18 protein-coding genes are annotated in these 18,290 nt (G+C 50.4%); 16 read left to right on the forward strand and 2 right to left on the reverse strand.

Annotated elements, in window-relative coordinates:
- Positions 1 to 19: 19 nt before the first annotated feature.
- Positions 20 to 961, reverse strand: a complete 942-nt coding sequence (locus C0557_RS00785) for a sulfonate ABC transporter substrate-binding protein (RefSeq protein WP_208657169.1) — start codon at positions 959 to 961, stop codon at positions 20 to 22.
- 430 nt (positions 962 to 1,391) lie between these two features.
- Here C0557_RS00785 and C0557_RS00790 point away from each other — a divergent pair, with 430 nt between their 5' ends.
- From C0557_RS00790 to C0557_RS00825, 8 genes are all read left to right on the forward strand, one after another.
- On the forward strand, positions 1,392 to 2,876 hold the full coding sequence (locus C0557_RS00790) for an FAD-dependent oxidoreductase (RefSeq protein WP_208657170.1): 1,485 nt from the start codon (positions 1,392 to 1,394) through the stop codon (positions 2,874 to 2,876).
- Between the two features lie 240 nt (positions 2,877 to 3,116).
- The gene (locus C0557_RS00795) at positions 3,117 to 3,563 is read left to right on the forward strand and encodes a hypothetical protein (protein WP_208657171.1); all 447 of its coding nucleotides are present in this window, start codon (positions 3,117 to 3,119) and stop codon (positions 3,561 to 3,563) included.
- A 305-nt stretch (positions 3,564 to 3,868) separates the two neighbouring features.
- Complete coding sequence (locus C0557_RS00800; RefSeq protein ID WP_208662741.1) at positions 3,869 to 4,609, forward strand: amino acid ABC transporter ATP-binding protein; 741 nt, start codon at positions 3,869 to 3,871, stop codon at positions 4,607 to 4,609.
- 10 nt (positions 4,610 to 4,619) lie between these two features.
- Positions 4,620 to 5,318 (forward strand): ABC transporter permease subunit, encoded by a 699-nt coding sequence (locus tag C0557_RS00805; RefSeq protein ID WP_208657172.1) that lies wholly within the window; start codon positions 4,620 to 4,622, stop codon positions 5,316 to 5,318.
- A 9-nt stretch (positions 5,319 to 5,327) separates the two neighbouring features.
- Entirely contained in the window at positions 5,328 to 6,083 is a 756-nt protein-coding gene (locus C0557_RS00810) for an amino acid ABC transporter permease (RefSeq protein ID WP_208657173.1), read from the forward strand.
- Complete coding sequence (locus C0557_RS00815) at positions 6,070 to 6,915, forward strand: transporter substrate-binding domain-containing protein (protein ID WP_208657174.1); 846 nt, start codon at positions 6,070 to 6,072, stop codon at positions 6,913 to 6,915. The genes C0557_RS00810 and C0557_RS00815 overlap by 14 nt, the downstream gene beginning before the upstream one ends.
- 23 nt (positions 6,916 to 6,938) lie before the next feature.
- Positions 6,939 to 7,460: an L-2-amino-thiazoline-4-carboxylic acid hydrolase gene (locus C0557_RS00820; protein WP_208657175.1), complete on the forward strand. Its 522-nt coding sequence runs from the start codon at positions 6,939 to 6,941 to the stop codon at positions 7,458 to 7,460.
- Positions 7,460 to 8,212 (forward strand): VOC family protein, encoded by a 753-nt coding sequence (locus C0557_RS00825; protein WP_208657176.1) that lies wholly within the window; start codon positions 7,460 to 7,462, stop codon positions 8,210 to 8,212. The genes C0557_RS00820 and C0557_RS00825 overlap by 1 nt, the downstream gene beginning before the upstream one ends.
- A 100-nt stretch (positions 8,213 to 8,312) precedes the next feature.
- Here the strand turns inward: C0557_RS00825 and C0557_RS00830 are convergent, their stop codons facing one another.
- Entirely contained in the window at positions 8,313 to 9,005 is a 693-nt protein-coding gene (locus C0557_RS00830; protein WP_208662743.1) for a GntR family transcriptional regulator, read from the reverse strand.
- A 299-nt stretch (positions 9,006 to 9,304) separates the two neighbouring features.
- Between C0557_RS00830 and C0557_RS00835 the strand changes: the two genes are divergently transcribed.
- The 8 genes from C0557_RS00835 (at position 9,305) to C0557_RS00870 (ending at position 18,264) form a co-directional block, all read left to right on the forward strand.
- Positions 9,305 to 10,090, forward strand: a complete 786-nt coding sequence (locus C0557_RS00835; protein ID WP_208657177.1) for an ABC transporter substrate-binding protein — start codon at positions 9,305 to 9,307, stop codon at positions 10,088 to 10,090.
- Between the two features lie 4 nt (positions 10,091 to 10,094).
- Entirely contained in the window at positions 10,095 to 11,069 is a 975-nt protein-coding gene (locus C0557_RS00840) for an SIS domain-containing protein (RefSeq protein WP_208657178.1), read from the forward strand.
- A 12-nt stretch (positions 11,070 to 11,081) separates the two neighbouring features.
- Complete coding sequence (locus C0557_RS00845) at positions 11,082 to 11,894, forward strand: PfkB family carbohydrate kinase (protein WP_208657179.1); 813 nt, start codon at positions 11,082 to 11,084, stop codon at positions 11,892 to 11,894.
- Between the two features lie 305 nt (positions 11,895 to 12,199).
- Entirely contained in the window at positions 12,200 to 14,485 is a 2,286-nt protein-coding gene (locus tag C0557_RS00850) for a type VI secretion system Vgr family protein (RefSeq protein WP_253073822.1), read from the forward strand.
- Positions 14,486 to 14,544: 59 nt separating this feature from the next.
- Positions 14,545 to 16,248, forward strand: coding sequence for a LysM domain-containing protein (locus C0557_RS00855; protein WP_208657181.1), 1,704 nt, complete (start codon positions 14,545 to 14,547; stop codon positions 16,246 to 16,248).
- The gene (locus C0557_RS00860; RefSeq protein ID WP_253073768.1) at positions 16,245 to 16,790 is read left to right on the forward strand and encodes a hypothetical protein; all 546 of its coding nucleotides are present in this window, start codon (positions 16,245 to 16,247) and stop codon (positions 16,788 to 16,790) included. Before C0557_RS00855 ends, C0557_RS00860 begins: the two co-directional genes overlap by 4 nt.
- A 200-nt stretch (positions 16,791 to 16,990) precedes the next feature.
- Positions 16,991 to 17,530 (forward strand): hypothetical protein, encoded by a 540-nt coding sequence (locus C0557_RS00865; RefSeq protein ID WP_208657182.1) that lies wholly within the window; start codon positions 16,991 to 16,993, stop codon positions 17,528 to 17,530.
- A 200-nt stretch (positions 17,531 to 17,730) separates the two neighbouring features.
- Positions 17,731 to 18,264 carry a hypothetical protein gene (locus C0557_RS00870; RefSeq protein ID WP_208657183.1) on the forward strand — a complete coding sequence of 178 codons (534 nt, stop codon included), beginning with the start codon at positions 17,731 to 17,733 and terminating at the stop codon, positions 18,262 to 18,264.
- Positions 18,265 to 18,290: the final 26 nt, after the last annotated feature.

The raw sequence follows: 18,290 nt of genomic DNA on the forward strand, positions 1-18,290 counted from the left end.
GAGACCCGTCGCCGGAAGGTTACGGTTTATCCAGCGACCAGGTGGCGCTACGAACATCCACTTTCACTGGCAGTAAACCGACACGGGTAAAGGTATCCGCCAGCGCCTGCTGTTCGTTATACACCGTTGGGGTCATCCGTTCAGCACCATAGGGCAGACGGGCGAGGGTTTTCTGCCAGATAGCTTTATCCAGGCCGGTTGAGGTGGACAGGATCTCCGCCGCGTCATCCTGATGGCCATTGGCCCAGTCGCTTAAGGTACCCAGTTCATCAACAACCTGTTTTGCCGTATCCGGATAATTTTCAGCAAATTTGCGGCTTGCCAGATAGAAGGTGTAGTGCGGAACCAGCCCTTCGGCATTGCTTACCTGGCGTGCTTTGGCGTTGGTTTCGACTTCCGCCAGATAGGGATCCCATATCACCCACGCGTCAATTGCACCCTGCTGAAAAGCCGCGCGGGCGTCGGCGGGAGTAAGATAAACCGGAGTGATGTCCTTATAACTCAGCCCCGCTTTCTCCAGCGCCACCACCAGCAAATAGTTAACGTCGGAGCCTTTGTTGAGCCCTACGCGCTTACCTTTTAAGTCAGCTACGCTGCGAATAGCGGAATTCTCCGGCACGACAATCGCTTCCGTTTTCGGGTTAGCCGGAGAATGGGCCAGATAGACCAGATCGGCTTTCGCGGCCTGGGCGAACGCGGGCGGCGCATCGCCGGTGGCGGCCAGATCGATACTGCCGACATTTAAACCTTCCAGCATTTGCGGCCCGGCGGGAAACTCCACCCAGCGCACGGCGATCCCCTGTTTCTTAAACGATGCGTCGAGGCTGCCGCGATATTTCAGCAGGGCGAAGATATTGGCTTTCTGATAACCGATATTCACTGTTTCCGGCGCTTTTGCCAGAGTGGACGCGGACAGACCGAGAAATAGCACAAGTAAAGCAGGGCGGGAGCCTTTGAACATAATCGATTCTCCTGTAGCGATTTACCACAGGCTAACAAACTCTTTTTATAATCAATAAATAACAAAAATTTAATTTATATAGCTAAATAGCCAGTAGAAGCGCATGCGTTAAGAAAAGAATATCGCAGAGCAGAGGGCGGGAATCAGAGGGACGTATTCCACGCTAAAAACCAATGATTTATTGCGACGGTTTTCATATCCGTAAGAAATTCCCCACAATCAGTATTCCGTTCACTCGATGAAAGATATGCATAAAAAGAGACGCGACTATCGATTCAAAAGAGTTTTTGCGTCATTCATTATGTTGGCGTACAGCGCCGTATATAAAAAATATGCAATAGGCTAGCAAAATAAAATCGTAGTCCACCGGGAATCGAAGTGTTACCACTCAATAAAAGGCTGAATGCATTGACACACAAAGAGAAATACGATGCCACACTCTTCGATATCCCACATAACATCCGAAAAATCATCAGTTACCGCAGATCAGGGGCTTTTCGCGCTGGAAGCCCGGGTAAAACAAGATCTGGAATGGCTGGCGTTGCCCGCTAAACGATGGTTGCCGAAACAACCTGGCGCGCAGGCTCAGGACGTGGCGATCATTGGCGCAGGCATGTCAGGCCTGGCGGCGGCATTCGCACTGCGTTTGCAGGGCATTGACGCTGTGCTGTATGACAAAGCGCCCAAAGATTATGAAGGCCCCTGGGCAACGACCGCGCGTATGGAAACACTCCGCTCTCCTAAACACCTGACCGGACCTGCACTGGATATTCCCTCACTGACCTTTCGCGCCTGGTATGAAGCACAATTTGGCCTTGAGGCCTGGGATGCACTGGATAAGATCCCCCGTCTGCAATGGGCGCAGTATCTGCGCTGGTACCGCCAGGTGCTGGCGCTGGATGTGCGTAACGATCACACCCTGACCGATCTGAATTTGCAGGACCCGCAGCGTGTAGAACTGACCTTTTCGCACCACGGCGAGACCTCGCGGGTGAGTGCGCGCAAAGTGATTCTCGCCATCGGTATGGATGCGTTCGGCGGGCCTGCTATTGCGGATTTTGTGGCCGATGTGCCGAAGCAATTTTGGGCGCACTCGGAAGAAGCGATTGATTTCGCCTCTCTGGCCGGACGCCGGGTGGCGGTCGTTGGCGGTAGCGCCACGGCGATGGACGTTTCGGCCACGGCGCTGGAAGCCGGAGCCGCGGGGGTTGAACTGCTGATACGCCGTCCTGATTTCCCCCGGGTGAATCTGTCGAAAGGGGCTGGCAGCCCTGGTCTTGAAGCGGGCTATTTTAACCTGCCGGATGAGTGGAAATGGCGGCTGGCCCAGCATATCGCCACTGTCCAGACGCCGCCGCCGCACGGCAGCACGCTGCGTGTGTCGCGTCATCCCAATGCCTGGTTCAATTTTAACGCCCCGGTTGAACGCGTCGAAACGCGGGGAGAGGGCATTATCATTCATACCCCACAGAGTGAAGTACCGGTGGATTTCCTGATCCTCGCCACCGGTTATGCCCTGGACTGGCACGCCCGCCCGGAATTTCATGCACTGGTGGACGAGGTCAAAACCTGGGGCGATGCCTGGCAACCCACGGCTGATAAGCAGAACGCGCAGTTGGCGAGTTATCCCTATCTCGGGGCCGATTTCGCGTTTCAGCCGAAGCATAGCGGCTCTCCGTCTTCGTTGGCGCGTTTACACTGCTTCAGCTACCCGGCGCTGCTCAGCAATGGTTTTGTCGTCGGCCTTATTCCTGGCATCAGCCAGGGTGCGCGTAATCTGGCACAAAATATTGCCGGGCAGCTTTATCATGAGGATCGCGAACACCATTATCAGGCCATTATCCATTACGATGATCCCGAACTGCTGGGCGATGAGTGGCAGCCTGCCGTGCCGTATGCCTGGCGCGAACGCTAAGGCGGTTTCTATACAGCCACCGCCAGTGGCGTTGGTCACTGGCGGCATCAGCGGTACGGCTATTGCGCAAGTACAGGCGCGCCAGCCTTGTGCGGCGTGCTGAAATAACATATTGATATCACTCGTAACATTTGATTATCTTGCGCGCTTTTTGCGCATAATCTAAGCCGTTTTAATTATTTGTCTGTGGGCAAAACGCGCGCAAAAAATAGCGCTCCTTCTCAACACTGGAGCAATACTATGAGCGCAACCTCACGTATCAAAGCCCTGCTTGCCGGGGAACACCTTGCCCGACCCGCGATTGCTGGTTGGTTCCATCTGCCGCTTGTCGATCGCGATCCCGGGGCCTTTATTCAGGAAACCATTCGTCTGACGGATGAAAACCAGTGGGATTTCGTCAAAGTGATGTCCAATGGCCACTATCTGGCCGAGGCCTACGGCGCGGATCTCCGCGCCCGCACCGACAAAGTGCTGATCGCTGGCATCGATCAGCACCAGGACTTTTATGTTGGTGGTGGCAACAGGGAGGCGGTGAAAGCGCGCCTGCAGCATCGCTTAACACAGCTGCGCGAGGAGAGTGGCGATCGGCGGATCATTTTTGCCCCTGGATGTGCCTTACCGCTCGATAGCGATCGTCGTTTATTCCGTTTGTTGGCGGAGATCACTCTTGCGCTGCCAGTAAGTTAATTTCCTCTGGCTGTTACATTCTGCTGACAGTTTTGCATACATTCATTAACTTTCGTGCGCTTTATAATTTATAAATAGAGGTGGAAATATCAAAATATGTATGCCGAAAAAATAAATTCCATGTCAGGAAAGATGCCTGCAGCCGTCAGGCTGTGATTAAGCAACGAAGAAAATCTTTTTTTTAACTTTGGATATGTTTTTTTGTTGTTTGTCTTTGCAGAGCAGGCGGAAATATAGTTCCTGTTAAGCGATAAATGCCGTCATTGTTCATCAATCAGAAGTCCGTTCGCAGCGAAAATATAATGATGATTACGATTGAGAAAGTAAGTAAGAGTTTTACTGGCGAAAAAATATTAAAAGATGTCTCCCTTTCCATTGCTGCGGGAGAGGTTATCTGCATTATTGGCCCAAGTGGTTCGGGAAAAACGACATTATTGCGCACGCTGAATTTTCTGGAGCCTGCCGACAGCGGACAAATAAAAATCGACGATGCTGTTGTCGATTGCGCCAAAGCCGGAAAAAAAGAGATTGAAAAAATACGTTCGAAAACGGCGATGGTTTTTCAGTCCTGGAATCTCTTTCACAATCTTACCGCTCTGCAAAATATCACCGAAGGGCTGATTTATGCGCAAAAGCGCTCACGTCAGGAGGCGGTGGCGATAGCCGAGGGGTTGCTAAAGCAGGTCGGGCTGCTGCATAAAAAAGACCATTATCCGAACAGCCTTTCTGGCGGGCAGAAGCAGCGCATTGGTATTGCCCGCGCGCTGGCGATTAACCCGGCCGTGCTGTTACTTGATGAGCCCACATCTGCCCTGGATCCGGAGAAAGTCGGCGAAGTACTGACGCTGATCCAGGAGATTGCCGCCAACGGGCAAACGATGATCATCGTCACCCATGAAATGGATTTTGCCCGCCAGGTGGCCTCCAGGGTGGTCTTTATGGAAAACGGCGAGATCGTTGAACAGGGGCCGCCGGAGCAGATTTTTGGCGCGGCGTTGCACCAACGGACACAGGCGTTTCTTGCCCGATTACGTTTCCACGCCTGAGGCTAACACAATGAATCCACAACCGTTATTGAGTCTTGATGATCTGCTGTTCATTGTACCGAAATTACTGGAAAACCTGTCGGTTACGCTGGGCATCACGTTTGCCTCTCTGTTGCTCGGTCTGGCGCTTGGCATGCTGGCTGCCGTTTTGCAGTTTAGCCGCTCGTTGCTATTAAGGTTGCTGGCAAAAGCGTACACCGATGTGCTGCGCGGTGCGCCGCTGGCCCTGTTAATCCTGCTTTTTTTCTTCGGTGGAAAGCTGATTCTCTCTACGCTGGAATTACCCGCTACGCTGATTAGTGATACCACCTTTGCCATATTGTCTATTTCCGTCGGCATTAGCCCCTATTTTGCAGAAATGATGCGTTCGGCATGGAATGCTGTGGATGTTGGACAGAAAGAGGCGCTAAGCAGTCTGAATATTCCCTGGCACATTGGGATTCTGCACGTTATTTTCCCGCAAGGGCTGATTATTGCCCTGCCAAATTTCGGTAATCTTTTAATCAATCTCGTTAAAATGACATCCCTGGTTAACATTATTGGCATTGTCGATATCTTTGGTCGGGCACAGAAAATCTCGCAAAACAGTTACGGTGCAAAGCAGGTTGCGGCATTTATTAGCGTTATCCTTATTTACTGGTTGCTTAATATTATCATCTTTTATCTCACTAGCCGTATTGAGAAAAAGTATCAATATTTACTGGAGTAAAAGAAGAATATGTTTAGCGTCGATTTTATCCGTGATAATTTCACCTTTATATTAAGCGCGCTACCGATAACGTTGCTGATCACCTTTTTATCGTTAATTTTTTCGACGTTATTAGGCGGCGTTCTCGCCTGGGTGATCATTCGCAATGTGCCTTACGTGAAATATCTGGTCAGGGTGTTTATTTCTTTCGGGCGCTCCGTGCCCATGCTGGTGATGCTCTATTTTGTCTTTTATGTCTGGCCGTGGATTGCCTGTGGGCTTTTGGGCGGGCCGCAGGACACGCCGTTCAGTTACAAGCTCTCACCCCTGGTTGCGGCAGTGGCCTCTTTTTCTGTGGTATTTAGCGCCTATTTCGCGGAGACGTTTCGTTCCGCGTGGAATGCCGTGGAAAAAGGGCAACGAGAAGCGGCATGGTCGATAGGGCTGACCGGTTTTACCCAGTTTCGCCGCATCATTTTTCCGCAAGCGGCGGTTTCCGCTTTACCCAATTACACCAGCGTCCTGATTGACCTGATCAAGGATACGTCGCTGGTTTATACCATTACCGTGGTCGATGTGATGGCAAAAGCGAATATCGCTGCGGCGCGTGGTTTTCATTATGTCGAGGCCTATTGCATTGTCCTGATTATTTATATTGCGCTCTGTCTGGTCCTTACCCGGATATTGCGACATATCGAGGTGTATCTCAGTAACCGGTGGAAAAGCCATACACAGAAAATGGTTCCATCTCACTCATTTTGGGGAAAGAAATATGTTCAAAAATAAGCTGTTGTTGGTAAGTTCGCTGCTGTTGGCAATGAATATGACGGTAGTGCAAGCGGCCGAAAAAAGCCCTGATGCAGAAACCGTGGAAGTGGTGGTGAATGCGAACGGGTTTCCGTTTAGCTTTGTCGACGATAATAATAATATTACCGGTTACGACGGTGAGTTATTAAAAATCATTGATCAGAAGCTCACCAATTATAAATTCCATTTTAATGCGGTCTCCCGTGATGCGATGATCGTCGGCTTGTCCACCGGTGCTTATACCCTGGCGGCCGATCATTTTTATCTGACGAAAGAGCGCGCGGCACAATATGCATATTCAGGTCAGCCTTCGGGGATCAGCGACCTGCGTTTAATTGTGCGTAACAATGAAAACGATATTCATACTCTGGGCGATCTGGCGAGCGGCAAGAAGAAACTGGTGCCGATTCATACGTCCGATGCGCGCTACACCGTTATTGATAACTACAACAAGAAACATCCTGGCCAGCAAATCAATCTGCAACCGAACGGCGAGCAGTCTGCGGCGGACATTTTCAAAGCCGTTGCTTCCGGAGAGTACGATGCGGCTATCTATCCGATTGGCGCATTACTGGCGTTAAACAAAGCCCTCCATCTGAATCTGAAAGCCTCCGAGTCTGTCGGCTTGTTCCCTAACGTTTATTTATACAAAAAGAATGCTGACCCGAAACTGATCAAAGCCATCGACAACGAGCTGGCTGCCCTCAAAAAGGACGGCACGCTCGCTGCGCTGTCCCGCAAGTGGTATGACGAAGATGTTTACGGTCTGCCGGGTGCGGAAAACGTCAAAGTGAACACCGACTGGGAATAATCGTTCAAGGGGAGTGCTGTCTGATGAGTACAAAACAGCCCGCTTCGGCGCACAACGCGCCGACCCTGGACGACGAGGTTACCCTGGCGCTGCGTGCCATTACCGAAAAACGCGCGGCCACGCTTGGCTATTTGCTTGATGAGTCCCGACAACGCCATCAGCCTGACGATTATGCGCGTGACGCTATCCGCCATTATGGCCGTGATATCGGGCGTTCCGTGCGCGCGAAGATGCGTCATGGTCATGACCTGCAGGAATTTGCCGCTGTGTTTACCCGTGGGCTGGAATCGCAGGTTTACGAAATGGAGACCGTTTCGGTCACTCCGTCAGAGTTTATCGTGCTGTTCCATTATTGCCCTTACGTCAATTGCTGGCGCCAGCAGGGACGCGATGCCCGGCAGATTGAGACGTTGTGTGATATCTGCATGGAGGGGGATCATGCGTTAACCGATGCGCTTGATGGCGTGCAGCTAGTGGTTGAGACGGCGCTGGCGCGGGGTGATGCTGCCTGCCGCCTGCGTTTCTATCAGTCTCAGGAGGCTTAATGACAACATTAAAATGGGATCACGCCGTTCAGTTTGTGAACCAGCCGGACGAGGCGATTGCAACGTTTGCCGGGCAGAGGCTCAACGCCGTTGCCGGTGGGCGTCACCCTGGCTGGGGAACCTGGAATGCGCTCAGTTATTTTGGGCTTACCTACATCGAATTTCTCGCCATTTATGATCATGCTGAGCTGGCTTCGGCGCAGGCCGATTTTTTGCTCTCCCATGATGCGGCGCAACTCTTGCCCGAAAACCAGGTGCTGCACCGGGTAGCGTTGCGCACGGATGATATTGACCAGACGCATGCAGAGTTGCGCAGTCAAGGGTTACAGGTCTCGCCAATTGTCAATGGTCAGCGCAACGACCCGCAAGGAAACGTTATTCGCTGGCGTATTTTTACCATTGATGGGGATTTTAACGGCCTGCCGTATCCCTTTGTTCTGCAATGGGGAGAAGACGATAACGCGCGGCTAACGCGGTTACGCGCTCAGGGGCTCGACGGGCCGCATCCGGCAGGTGAGGTGACATTACAGAGCGCCATTTTTGAGGTGCAAGACCCGCAGGCCGCGCGCGAGCACTGGCATGCGTTGTTCGGTTTTAATGAACTGTCTGAAGGTCTGGCCGCAGGACAGCAGCGCTTTCTCTTTCGTCAGGGGGAGGCCAATCGATTAGTCGAACTGGTCTTTAACGCCTCTGATCCGTCGCTGAAAGGCCAACGTTTTCGCGTGGGTAGTGGTGAATATCGCTTTCAATAAGGCGTTGCCGCTCATGGCAAATGTACATTTTATTGGTGCCGGCCAAATGGCGGAAGCCATTATCCGCGCTTCGCTGGGGGCGAAAACATGCAATAGCCCGTCACGGTGAAAGCACGTCCACTTCCTTCAGGCCGCCATTGATGCGAAAAGCGACGCGTTGCGGATGATTAACCGAAACCAGATACTCAATCGGCTGATGCTGGCTATCGTAAATCACACCACGGTAGACCAGCGCCGGGCTCTCTGGTTTCGCCTGCAACAGTTGATGCTCCTCTTCGCTCATCGCTGCTGCCCGGATGGTTCCTTCATCGTAAACATCATGAATAGCGTAACGTTCAGCCAGCAGGCGATAAAGCGACCCTTCTTTTTCTAGCATATCAGCGCTCAAATCCGCGACACGGGCTTGAGGTAAATAACTGGTTTCAATGCAGAAAGGGTGTCCGTCAGCCAGGCGCAGGCGTTTGATCATGACTAAAGGATCGCCCTCTTCAATGTGCAGCAACCGTGCAATGCGGGCGCTGGCCGTGGAAATATGGAAGTAGATCAACTGGCTGCTGGGCACTGCGCCATTCAATTCAAGAATTTTACTGATACCCAACGCAGGCTGCAGCGGGCGTTCAATCGCCGTATCGACCAGCCAGGTTCCCTGATTACCCCGTCTTTCCAGCACGCCTTCGTCAATCAGTTCAGTGATGATTTTTCGCACTGTCACACGGCTGATACCCAACACCTCGCTTAACTCGCGCTCTGCGGGGATCTGATCGCCGCTATTGAAATCGGGTGAATTGAGTATTCCGAGTAGTTTTTTGCGCGCGTCGAGATAGCTCCTGCGCGGCCTTCTGGTCTGTTTTACTGGGTTATTCATGGTCTGTTTTTTTTTGGGTTATGGAAAGCAAAAAATAGGAAATCAATTAGCTGATTATACAAAACAAAAATCATTGATATCGGTATGGCATGACACTAAGCATAACATACCACGACAATTTTTTTGGTTATGACTCGCGAATTATTGTTGCTATATCCGCCAGATCGAGCGTATATCAATCTTCGTGGTATGTTTTTTGGTATAATTAAACCTTGGGGGAAACAGCTATGAAAATTAAAAAAACCATCGCCGTGCTTGCTTCAGCGATAGCAATGTTAGGCTGCATACACACGGCGGTGGCCGCGGATCAGCTGCGTTTCGGTATCGACCCGACCTTCCCACCGTTTGAATCGAAAAATGCCAATGGCCAGCTCATCGGTTTCGATATCGATCTTGGTAATGCGATTTGCGCGGAGATGAAGGTGCAATGCTCCTGGGTACAGAATAGCTTTGACGGGCTTATTCCGGCACTCCAGGCAAAGAAATTTGATGCCATTCTTTCTTCGCTGTCGATCACTGATGAACGTAAAAAAGCCATCTCTTTCAGTGACAAACTCTTCAATACTCCCGCATTCCTGGTTACCGCTAAAGGCAGTTCGCTCACCCCCACGGCGGAATCGCTGAAAGGTAAACGTATTGGCGTTCAGCAGGGTTCGGTATTTGAAAGTTATGCCAACAAATACTGGCGCAACTCGGGCGTCGAGGTGGTTGCTTATCCGGACGCGGAATCGGTCTATGCCGATCTGATTAATGGCCGCCTCGATGGCACGCTGGATGATGCCGTGGTGATCACTGAAGCGCTGTTGAGCAAGCCACAGGGCCAAAACTTCACGCTAATCCAGCCGCAGGTCAAAGATGATGAGATCTTTGGGCCTGGCACCGGGATCGGGTTACGGCAGGATGATAAAGATTTGCAGGCCCGTTTTAACAAGGCGATCGCCGCGATTCGCGCCAACGGCACCTATGATCGTTTAGCGAAAAAATACTTCAATTTCAATATCTACGGTGATTAACTCCATGCAGACCCAACCCATCATTACCTCCCTGATAGCCAGCCATTTTCAGGATAAGCCGCTGCGTCAGGTTTTCCTGGTCGCTTGCGGTGGCTCGCTGGTAGATATGTATCCTGCTCATTATTTCCTCAATGAGCAGAGTGAAAATCTGCGCGCATGGATGATGACTGCCAATGAATTTGTGCATGCCGCTCCGCGCGCATTAGGTGCCTCGTCACTCGTTATTGTCTGTTCGCATGGCGGCAACACGCCGGAGTCTGTGGCTGCGGCCCAACTGGCAAAAAACCGCGGTGCCGCCACTATCACGCTGACACACAATGCGGAAGCGGAACTGCTGCAATGGGCCGACCATAACCTGTTATATAAATGGGGCGATGATACGCTGGTCACCGAAAACCCGATGGCGCTGATCCTCAGCCTGTGCGTTGATACGCTGTATCAGGTGGAAGGCTTTGCCGAATGGCAGACTTTCCAGCATGGCTTTGCGCAAATCGATAAGGTGATTCGTCAGGCCCGCGCGAAGGTGGCTACCCGTTGCGCTGCGTTCGCAGAACGCTATCAGCATGAGTCTCTGTTCTATGTGCTTTCGAGTGGCGCCTCATACGGACATGCCTATGGATTCGCCATCTGCTCGCTGATGGAAATGCAGCGTCTCGATGCCGCCTCTATTCACAGCGGCGAGTTCTTTCATGGCCCATTTGAAGTCACCGATAATCACGTACCCTTTATCCTCCTGATGAATGAAGGCCGTACGCGTGCTCTGGATCAGCGTGCACAGACGTTCCTGAATCGTTACAACGACAAAACAGAGGTTGTGGATGCCCGCGAGTTGGGCCTCGATGCGCTGCCCGCATCCGTGGTGGACTACTTTAACCCGGTGCTGTTTTACAGCATCATGTGCGACTACCGTGCGGCACTGGCTGATATCCGCCAGCATCCGCTCTCAACCCGCCGCTATATGGGCGTGGTGGATTACTAAGGGCGGCGATCAATGAAAGTCATTGGCATAGGCGACAACGTTGTCGATAAATATGAGCACCGGCGTGTACGGTATCCAGGCGGCAACGCGCTCAATTTCAGCGTGTATGCGGCAATGCTGGATGCATCGGCTGCCTATCTGGGCATTTTTGGTAACGATGCGGCGGCTGACCATGTGATGCGTACGCTGGCAAAGTTCGGCATCGATATACGTTATTGTCGTCAGGTTGCGGGTGAAAATGGCTATGCGCGGCTGACGATTGAGCAGGGGGACCGGGTGTTTCTCGGTTCGAACCTCGGCGGTGTGCGTCAGACGGAATCGATGGATTTCATTTTGCAACAGAGGAACTGGCTTAGTGATTTTTCGCTGATCCACACCAGCAGCTATAGCTATATTGATGCGCAGCTACCGGAGCTGGCAACGTTACCCGGATGGCTTTCATATGATTTCTCAGATGACTTCGTCGTTGCGCAGGCGCTGCCATTATGCCGCTGGCTCGATGCTGCATTTTTCTCCTGTGCGGGGTGGTCGCTGGTAGAAACACGTGAACTTCTGGTTCAGGCGGTGCGGGCAGGCAGTAGTCTGGCTGTTGCGACGCGTGGCGAGCAAGGCGCGCTCCTGTTCGACGGGAAAAACTGGTATCAGCAGGAGCCGGAAACGGTAACACCGGTGGATACATTAGGTGCGGGTGATGCGTTTATCACTGCGTTTCTGCTCCATTTACGTCAGCACGGTAATATCGCCGAAGCACTGCAGGCTGCGGCGCATTTCGCGGCGAGAATTTGCCTGGTAGACGGCGCCTTCGGTGAAGGCGAAGCTTATTAACTCCGTAGCAATGCCTCAGCTTTTGAGTGGATTCCCTTTCGTTAATGGAAACCGCTCATTCTGCTGTTTTTTCAGCAAAATGATGGTTTTCTCAACGATCAGCCTTGACGCCAACTTAGCTAAGTCTGGCGTTTCGTTAATATTCTTTCTGATTGCCGGTCTGATGATAAAAGGCGCTGCGACTTATTATTGAAGTGTGTAAGTAACTGATTACTTGTGTGTGCTGGTTAATTAAAGGACAATAACCTTAATAGAAAGGTGGGTTTATCGCCGGGAGTTTACTTCATTAAGGATAAAGCATGCTGATGGATCAGTCTGCATTCACCGGGAAAGGTTCCTTATCCCGTTACACGCTGGATATCAATGACAGCGCCGTCAGACCGGATGTCTTACGGTTCAGGGGAACAGAAGCACTGAGTCAACCCTTTTCATGGCGTATTGAATTCACCACGCCACAGGTTGTTCAGGGAGAGGACGTATTGCTGAAATACGCCAGTTTCCATATGCGAGGCTGCAAAGTGGTGCATGGCATCATTACCGGTCTTGAATGGCTCTCCACCACTGCTGACCAGTCACATTACGCTGTTACTCTGGAACCACGCCTTGCTCTGCTCTCCCGCTCCCGTCGCTGTGCTATTTACCAGAACCTTTCTGTACCGGAAGTGGTGGCGCAGGTGTTGCGTGCTCACGGGCTGGAGGGGGCTGATTTTGCGTTTACGCTTTCCCGGCATTATCCGCTTCGTGAACTGATAACCCAGTGGCGGGAAACCGACCTGCAGTTTATTCAGCGCATCCTGGCTGAAGTGGGCATCTGGTTCCGTCAGGAGATAAATGACGTCACCGATCTGGATGTTACGGTCTTCGGCGACAGCCAGCTCCACTATATCTTTAACGGTGCCCTGCCATACCATGAACCTTCCGGCTTGTATGATGGTGCGGAACTTTGCTGCTGGGGAGCGCGCTCATGGCATAACGTGGTGACGGGGAAAGTTTCGGCCCGTGATTACAATCAGCGTACCGCACTGGAGCCAATGGATGCTGCTGTCTCAGTGCGTTCTCCAGCCGTTATGACCGGCGAGCATTACCGTTATACCGAACCTTTTCTCAACGCCGGAGATGATTCCGACCCGGAGCCTGAAACTGAAAGTGGAGCCTTTTATGCCCGCATTCGCCACGAGCGCGAGCTGAATAGATCCGCTTACCTTCACCTGTTCAGCAACGCTTACTGGCTGAGTCCGGGGAGAGTGTTTGACCCCGTTGGTGCAAACCTGCACGACCTTAAAGACGGGGTGATTATCGCCTTTACATCGTATCGCGGTTCGCGGGACACGCGCCTGTATGTGTCGGTGTGGGGAATGCCGTATCGGGAAGAATACTGTTTCCGCCCGGCTGAAATTCCTCGTCCCGGGATTCACGGTACGATTCCGGGCCGGGTGGAAAGTCGTGACAAAAACAATCCCTACGCGCACCTGGATGAAACCGGGCGTTACCGGGTACGGATGGACTTCAATCTGGAAGAGTGTGAACCGGGATTTGCTTATCCATGGCTGCGTATGATGAAGCCGTTTGCCGGAGATACGTATGGCTGGCATATGCCCCTGACAGACGGTACGGAAGTGGGTGTGGCGTTCCACGATGGCAACCCGGACCGTCCCTATATTGCGTCTGCCTTCCATGATTCAGAACACGCTGACATCGTTACCCGCGATAACCGCAGCCAGAACATTCTGCGCACCGTTGGCGGGAACGAACTGCGGATGGAAGACCTGCGCGGTAAAGAGCATATTGCGCTGACCACCCCGTATGGCGCTTCACAGCTTAATCAGGGGCATATCACTGACGAACAGGGCAAACAGCGCGGTTCCGGCTTTGAATTGCGCACCGATGAATACGGTGTGATCCGCGTGGCAAAAGGGTTGTTCGTCACCGCAGAGGGGCAGGCCAAAGCGGCGGGCGACGTGCTGGATATGGATACCGCGCTGCGGGAAATTGAAATCTGCCAGCATCAGTTACAGGCTCTGGCCGCAGCAGCGGAACAGGTGCAGGCGCTGGAAGCGGATATTGCCAGCCAGATTGCGATGTTTAATCAACGACTGAAGCCGCTTAACGGGATGATTCACTTTCACGGCCCGGAAGGCGTGGCGTTTACCAGCGGTGAGCACATGCAGCTGGCAGCGGCAGACAACATTGCCCTCAATGCGGGCGGTGATATCAGTATCGGCGCGATGGGTAATGTGGCTGCGCTGGCAGGCGATAAAATCGGCCTGTTTGCCCGTACCGGAAAACTCAGCATTATTGCCAGTGAAGGCCCGGTACAGTTCCAGGCTCAGAGCGGCAATATGCACCTGAGCGCAGAGCAAAAGGTGAGAATAACCAGTCTGAGTGAAATCCTCTTTCAGGGTAAGAAGCGCATTACGCTGATTGGCGGTGGCAGCTACCTGAAGTTAGAGGAAGGAAAAATTGAATACGGTACAACGGGGACGTATATCCGCAAGGCTAAATGCTCCGGGCTCAGCGCCCCTGCAGCCATGCAGCTTGACTTGCCCGCGATGGGGAACGCCCCCAAACAGTTTATTGCTGTTACCAGCTGAAAGGACTGCAAGGCAGAGAGTGCACCTGTATTTAAATTTATGCCGGAGGAAAAAGAATAATGGCCAGGGAAGACAGTTACGTAACGATATTTCCGGAAGCGGAGGTGATGCCCCGTAAATTTGATGGCCTGCTGGGCTGGTCCGCTGACTGGCGCTGCGTGGTTGATCCGCACGAAAAACCCCTGACGCTGGACAGCACCGTATCGCTCAACCCGTCTGCAACCGAGGTGACGGTACAGTTTGGTGATTCGCTCAGTGAAATAGCGCAGGAGCATGGCTGCACCGTAAAAGAGCTGGCAAAGCTGAACCAGCTTCGCAATACGTCGCTGATTTTTCCGGGGCAGGTGCTGAAACTCCCCGTTCGTCATTACAGTATGAGTCAGACGGAAGTCGCCAGCCTGGCAGCACAGGCTGATACTTCCTGCACGCTCTCCTTTGCCTTTGAGGACCTGATAGAAAAACCGCTGCAAAAGTTTAAAGTCAGAATCGAGTCGGCGGCGGGCGATGTGCTTGAATCGATGACGGATGAATTGGGCCGGATTCAGGATTACGTCATGGCGAAAGCGGAGGAGATCCGCGTATTTGTGAATGGCGCACACGGTGTTAAGGAGGTGGCAAGATTTATACCGTCAGAAGGGAAAAGTGATATCAGACTGACCAGCCCGAAAGTGCGGGTAAAGGGGGTGACTCAGCCGATTAAAGACCGCGCGGGCCGTATTGATCTTGATAAACATCCTGTCAACACGGTCGTCAGTGGACGGGACAGCAAGGGCAATCCCGTTATTCAGATCAATCATTCTTGTCCGAACCGGTATGATCTCCAGTTAGGGGCAAATCTGTGTTACTGGGATCAGATTATAACCGCATCAGAACGCAGCGGGATTATTCCGCAGAGTATTGCGGCGGTGATTAATGCTGAATCTGCTCAGATTAAAGGTGTCTGGAATAAAGATTCAGTCGCAATAAGCCGGGAGAAAACAAAAGCCGCGAAGGCATTAAAAGAGCAACAGGGAGAATCAGCCGAAGGCGTTGTGGTTTACGCCAGTTCAGCCGCAGGGATGACGCAGTTTTTAAATGCCACATGGCTTGATGAAACATTTCGCGAAGGGACTTATCTGAATGAGCAGGCAAGAGTTCGGGGTGTGCTGGCAGATAAGCCAAAGCGGGGTGCGCTGAATAATATTGAATATCACCCGAAAACCCACCAGCAAATTATCCTGCCGATGTTTGAGATAGCGCCTGATACATGGTGGACAAAACAACAGATTATCGATAACCGATTACTCAGAGGAGTAACGCCTTATCCTCCTCATGCAACAAAAGCGCTTCAGGCATGGCTTAATCTACGTTTTGAGCCGGAATTTATCATTATGGCGGCGGTGGATTACGGGCTATATAACCTCGCTAAATTGCAAGCAGCGGGCTACAACGTGGAAAGCCTAAACGATGCAGAAAAGGCCAAAATCTTTTATCTGACCCACCATCTGGGGCTGGGAGATGCAAAACGATTTATCAGAAAAACCATTACCGAGGAAAATGCGCATAAATTACTGGTGGCGCAGGTTGGGGCGAAAAGTGCGGCGGGATATGCATTCAAAAACAGCAATAGCTATGTTGAAGGCCATAGGGTGTGGTTATCAAATTACATTAATGACAATATCAATCTTAAAGGTTTTTATTGTCCGATAATAGAGTTTACAGAAAAACAGGATGCAGGCGGTTTAGAGGCTGTAATAGGAAAAATAAAAGGGGACACCAAGTGATAGCTTTGCGCGCTATAATTTCAGGGCTGGTGTTGGTATCAGTCTCATCATATTCCTTTGAAAAATGCACTCAAGGGATAAATTGTGAAAATACAACATTAGGTAAATTAGAGTATATTTGGGGGCAAGAGTCAAACGATAAGAAATCGCATGTCACACTCAATGGACATAATATACTCAATGTAGATGCTAGTCAGATTGGTCCGGAATCTAATGGAGATAGTTTCATTTTAGATAAAAATAAGAATGTGAGCAAGATTATATTTATTTACTTCCTCAATACCCCGCGATATATAACAACCAGCCCTAAGTATGGAGATATGTATCGATACAGAGCCTATAGACTATTTGATTTTTCGCGTAAAGAGGTGGTGATCTCAAACGAGTTTTATCCACCTGCGGATTATGATGCACCTTTAAGATGGGTGTCGTGGGGGCAAAAAAATTCTGTGATTGCCTTTGATGATGGTTCTCGCTTCAAATATGAAAATGGTCACGTGACGATGATTGATGATGGTTCCGATACCGGGGGAAGTGAATGATTTATTGTCGGGATTTTTATCTGAATATCACCCGAAAGGCAGCGTGCATAAATTGCTGGTGGCGCAGGTTGGGGTTAAAAGAGCGGCGAGGCGCGCCAGCGAACTGTAGTGGTTTTATTATCTGAAAATAGGGTTTACAAAAAACAGGATGCAGACGGTTTAGATGCTGTAATAAGAAAAGTAAAAGGAGACACCAGGTAATGGATTTACGTTTTATAATTGCAGGGCTGATATTGATATCCGCCTCATCATATGCCTTTGAACAATGTCCTGATAGCTCAACACAATGTGATAATACAGCACTAGGTAAGCTAGAGTATATCTGGGGGCAAGAGGAAAAAGACGAGCAATCTCGCATATTGCTGAATGGGAAGGAAATATTCAAAAGTGACAGTAACCAAATAGGAGAAGATATCGAGGGATGGACTTTGAATAGCGAAAATCTTATAAGTAAAGTAATTGTTTTTTATGATTTTAATACTCCTCAATATATAACAACCAACCCTAAATATGGAGATATGTATCGATACAGAGCCTATAGGCTATTTGATTTTTCGGGTAAAGAGGTTGTGATCTCAAACGAGTTTTATCCACCTTCGGATTATGGTGCACCTTTAAGATGGGTGTCGTGGGGGCAGAAAAACTCTGTGATTGCCTTTGATGATGGTTCCCGCTTCAAATATGAAAATGGTCACGTGACGATGATTAATGATGGCTCCGAGGCTGGGGAAAGTGAATGATCCATTGTCGGGGTTTTTATTTGAATATCACCCGAAAGGCAGCGTGCATAAATTATTGGTAGCGCAGGCTGGGGCTAAAAGAGCGGCGAGGTACGCCAGCGAACTGGAGTGGTTTTATTATCTGAAAATAGGGTTTACAAAAAACAGGATGCAGACGGTTTAGATGCTGTAATAAGAAAAGTAAAAGGAGACACCAGGTAATGGATTTACGTTTTATAATTGTAGGGCTGATATTGATATCCGCCTCATCATATTCCTTTGAAAAATGTCCGGCAGGTTCAACAAACTGCTCTACTACAACTCTGGGTAAACTAGAATATATTTGGGGGCAAGAGGAAAAAGACGGGCAATCTCGCATATTGCTGAATGGGAAAGAAATATTCAAAAGTGACAGCAGTCAGATTGGATGGGATCAAGACGGATGGTTTTATTCTGACGATAAAAAAATGGGAGGCATGAGTAAATTTGTTGTTTATTATGACCTCAATGAACCAAGACAGATAACCAAAGATCTTTATTTATATAGAGCTTATCGGATTTTTGATTTTTCGGGTGAAGAAGTTGTGATTTCAAATGAGTTTTACCCACATGAGGTTTGGAATATTGATATTGAATGGGCGTCATGGGGTAAAAAAAATGCTGTAATTGCCTTTAAAGATGGTTCCCGCTTCAAATATGAAAATGGTCACGTGACGATGATTGATGATGGCTCCGAGACTGGGGAAAGTGAATGATTTATTGTCAGAATTTTATTTTGTTT

The organism is Kosakonia sp. MUSA4 (genome assembly GCF_013085925.1).
GTDB classification, from domain to species: Bacteria; Pseudomonadota; Gammaproteobacteria; order Enterobacterales; family Enterobacteriaceae; genus Kosakonia; species Kosakonia sacchari_B.

Bases quoted from the DNA above. Each gene is read 5' to 3' on its own strand.
- C0557_RS00805 (WP_208657172.1), top strand. From the start codon at position 4,620: ATGAATCCACAACCGTTATTGAGTCTTGATGATCTGCTGTTCATTGTA.
- C0557_RS00850 (WP_253073822.1), top strand. From the start codon at position 12,200: ATGGATCAGTCTGCATTCACCGGGAAAGGTTCCTTATCCCGTTACACG.
- C0557_RS00825 (WP_208657176.1), top strand. From the start codon at position 7,460: ATGACAACATTAAAATGGGATCACGCCGTTCAGTTTGTGAACCAGCCG.
- C0557_RS00815 (WP_208657174.1), top strand. From the start codon at position 6,070: ATGTTCAAAAATAAGCTGTTGTTGGTAAGTTCGCTGCTGTTGGCAATG.
- C0557_RS00800 (WP_208662741.1), top strand. From the start codon at position 3,869: ATGATTACGATTGAGAAAGTAAGTAAGAGTTTTACTGGCGAAAAAATA.
- C0557_RS00845 (WP_208657179.1), top strand. From the start codon at position 11,082: ATGAAAGTCATTGGCATAGGCGACAACGTTGTCGATAAATATGAGCAC.
- C0557_RS00870 (WP_208657183.1), top strand. From the start codon at position 17,731: ATGGATTTACGTTTTATAATTGTAGGGCTGATATTGATATCCGCCTCA.
- C0557_RS00865 (WP_208657182.1), top strand. From the start codon at position 16,991: ATGGATTTACGTTTTATAATTGCAGGGCTGATATTGATATCCGCCTCA.
- C0557_RS00855 (WP_208657181.1), top strand. From the start codon at position 14,545: ATGGCCAGGGAAGACAGTTACGTAACGATATTTCCGGAAGCGGAGGTG.
- C0557_RS00820 (WP_208657175.1), top strand. From the start codon at position 6,939: ATGAGTACAAAACAGCCCGCTTCGGCGCACAACGCGCCGACCCTGGAC.
- C0557_RS00835 (WP_208657177.1), top strand. From the start codon at position 9,305: ATGAAAATTAAAAAAACCATCGCCGTGCTTGCTTCAGCGATAGCAATG.
- C0557_RS00810 (WP_208657173.1), top strand. From the start codon at position 5,328: ATGTTTAGCGTCGATTTTATCCGTGATAATTTCACCTTTATATTAAGC.
- C0557_RS00785 (WP_208657169.1), bottom strand. From the start codon at position 961: ATGTTCAAAGGCTCCCGCCCTGCTTTACTTGTGCTATTTCTCGGTCTG.
- C0557_RS00840 (WP_208657178.1), top strand. From the start codon at position 10,095: ATGCAGACCCAACCCATCATTACCTCCCTGATAGCCAGCCATTTTCAG.
- C0557_RS00795 (WP_208657171.1), top strand. From the start codon at position 3,117: ATGAGCGCAACCTCACGTATCAAAGCCCTGCTTGCCGGGGAACACCTT.
- C0557_RS00790 (WP_208657170.1), top strand. From the start codon at position 1,392: ATGCCACACTCTTCGATATCCCACATAACATCCGAAAAATCATCAGTT.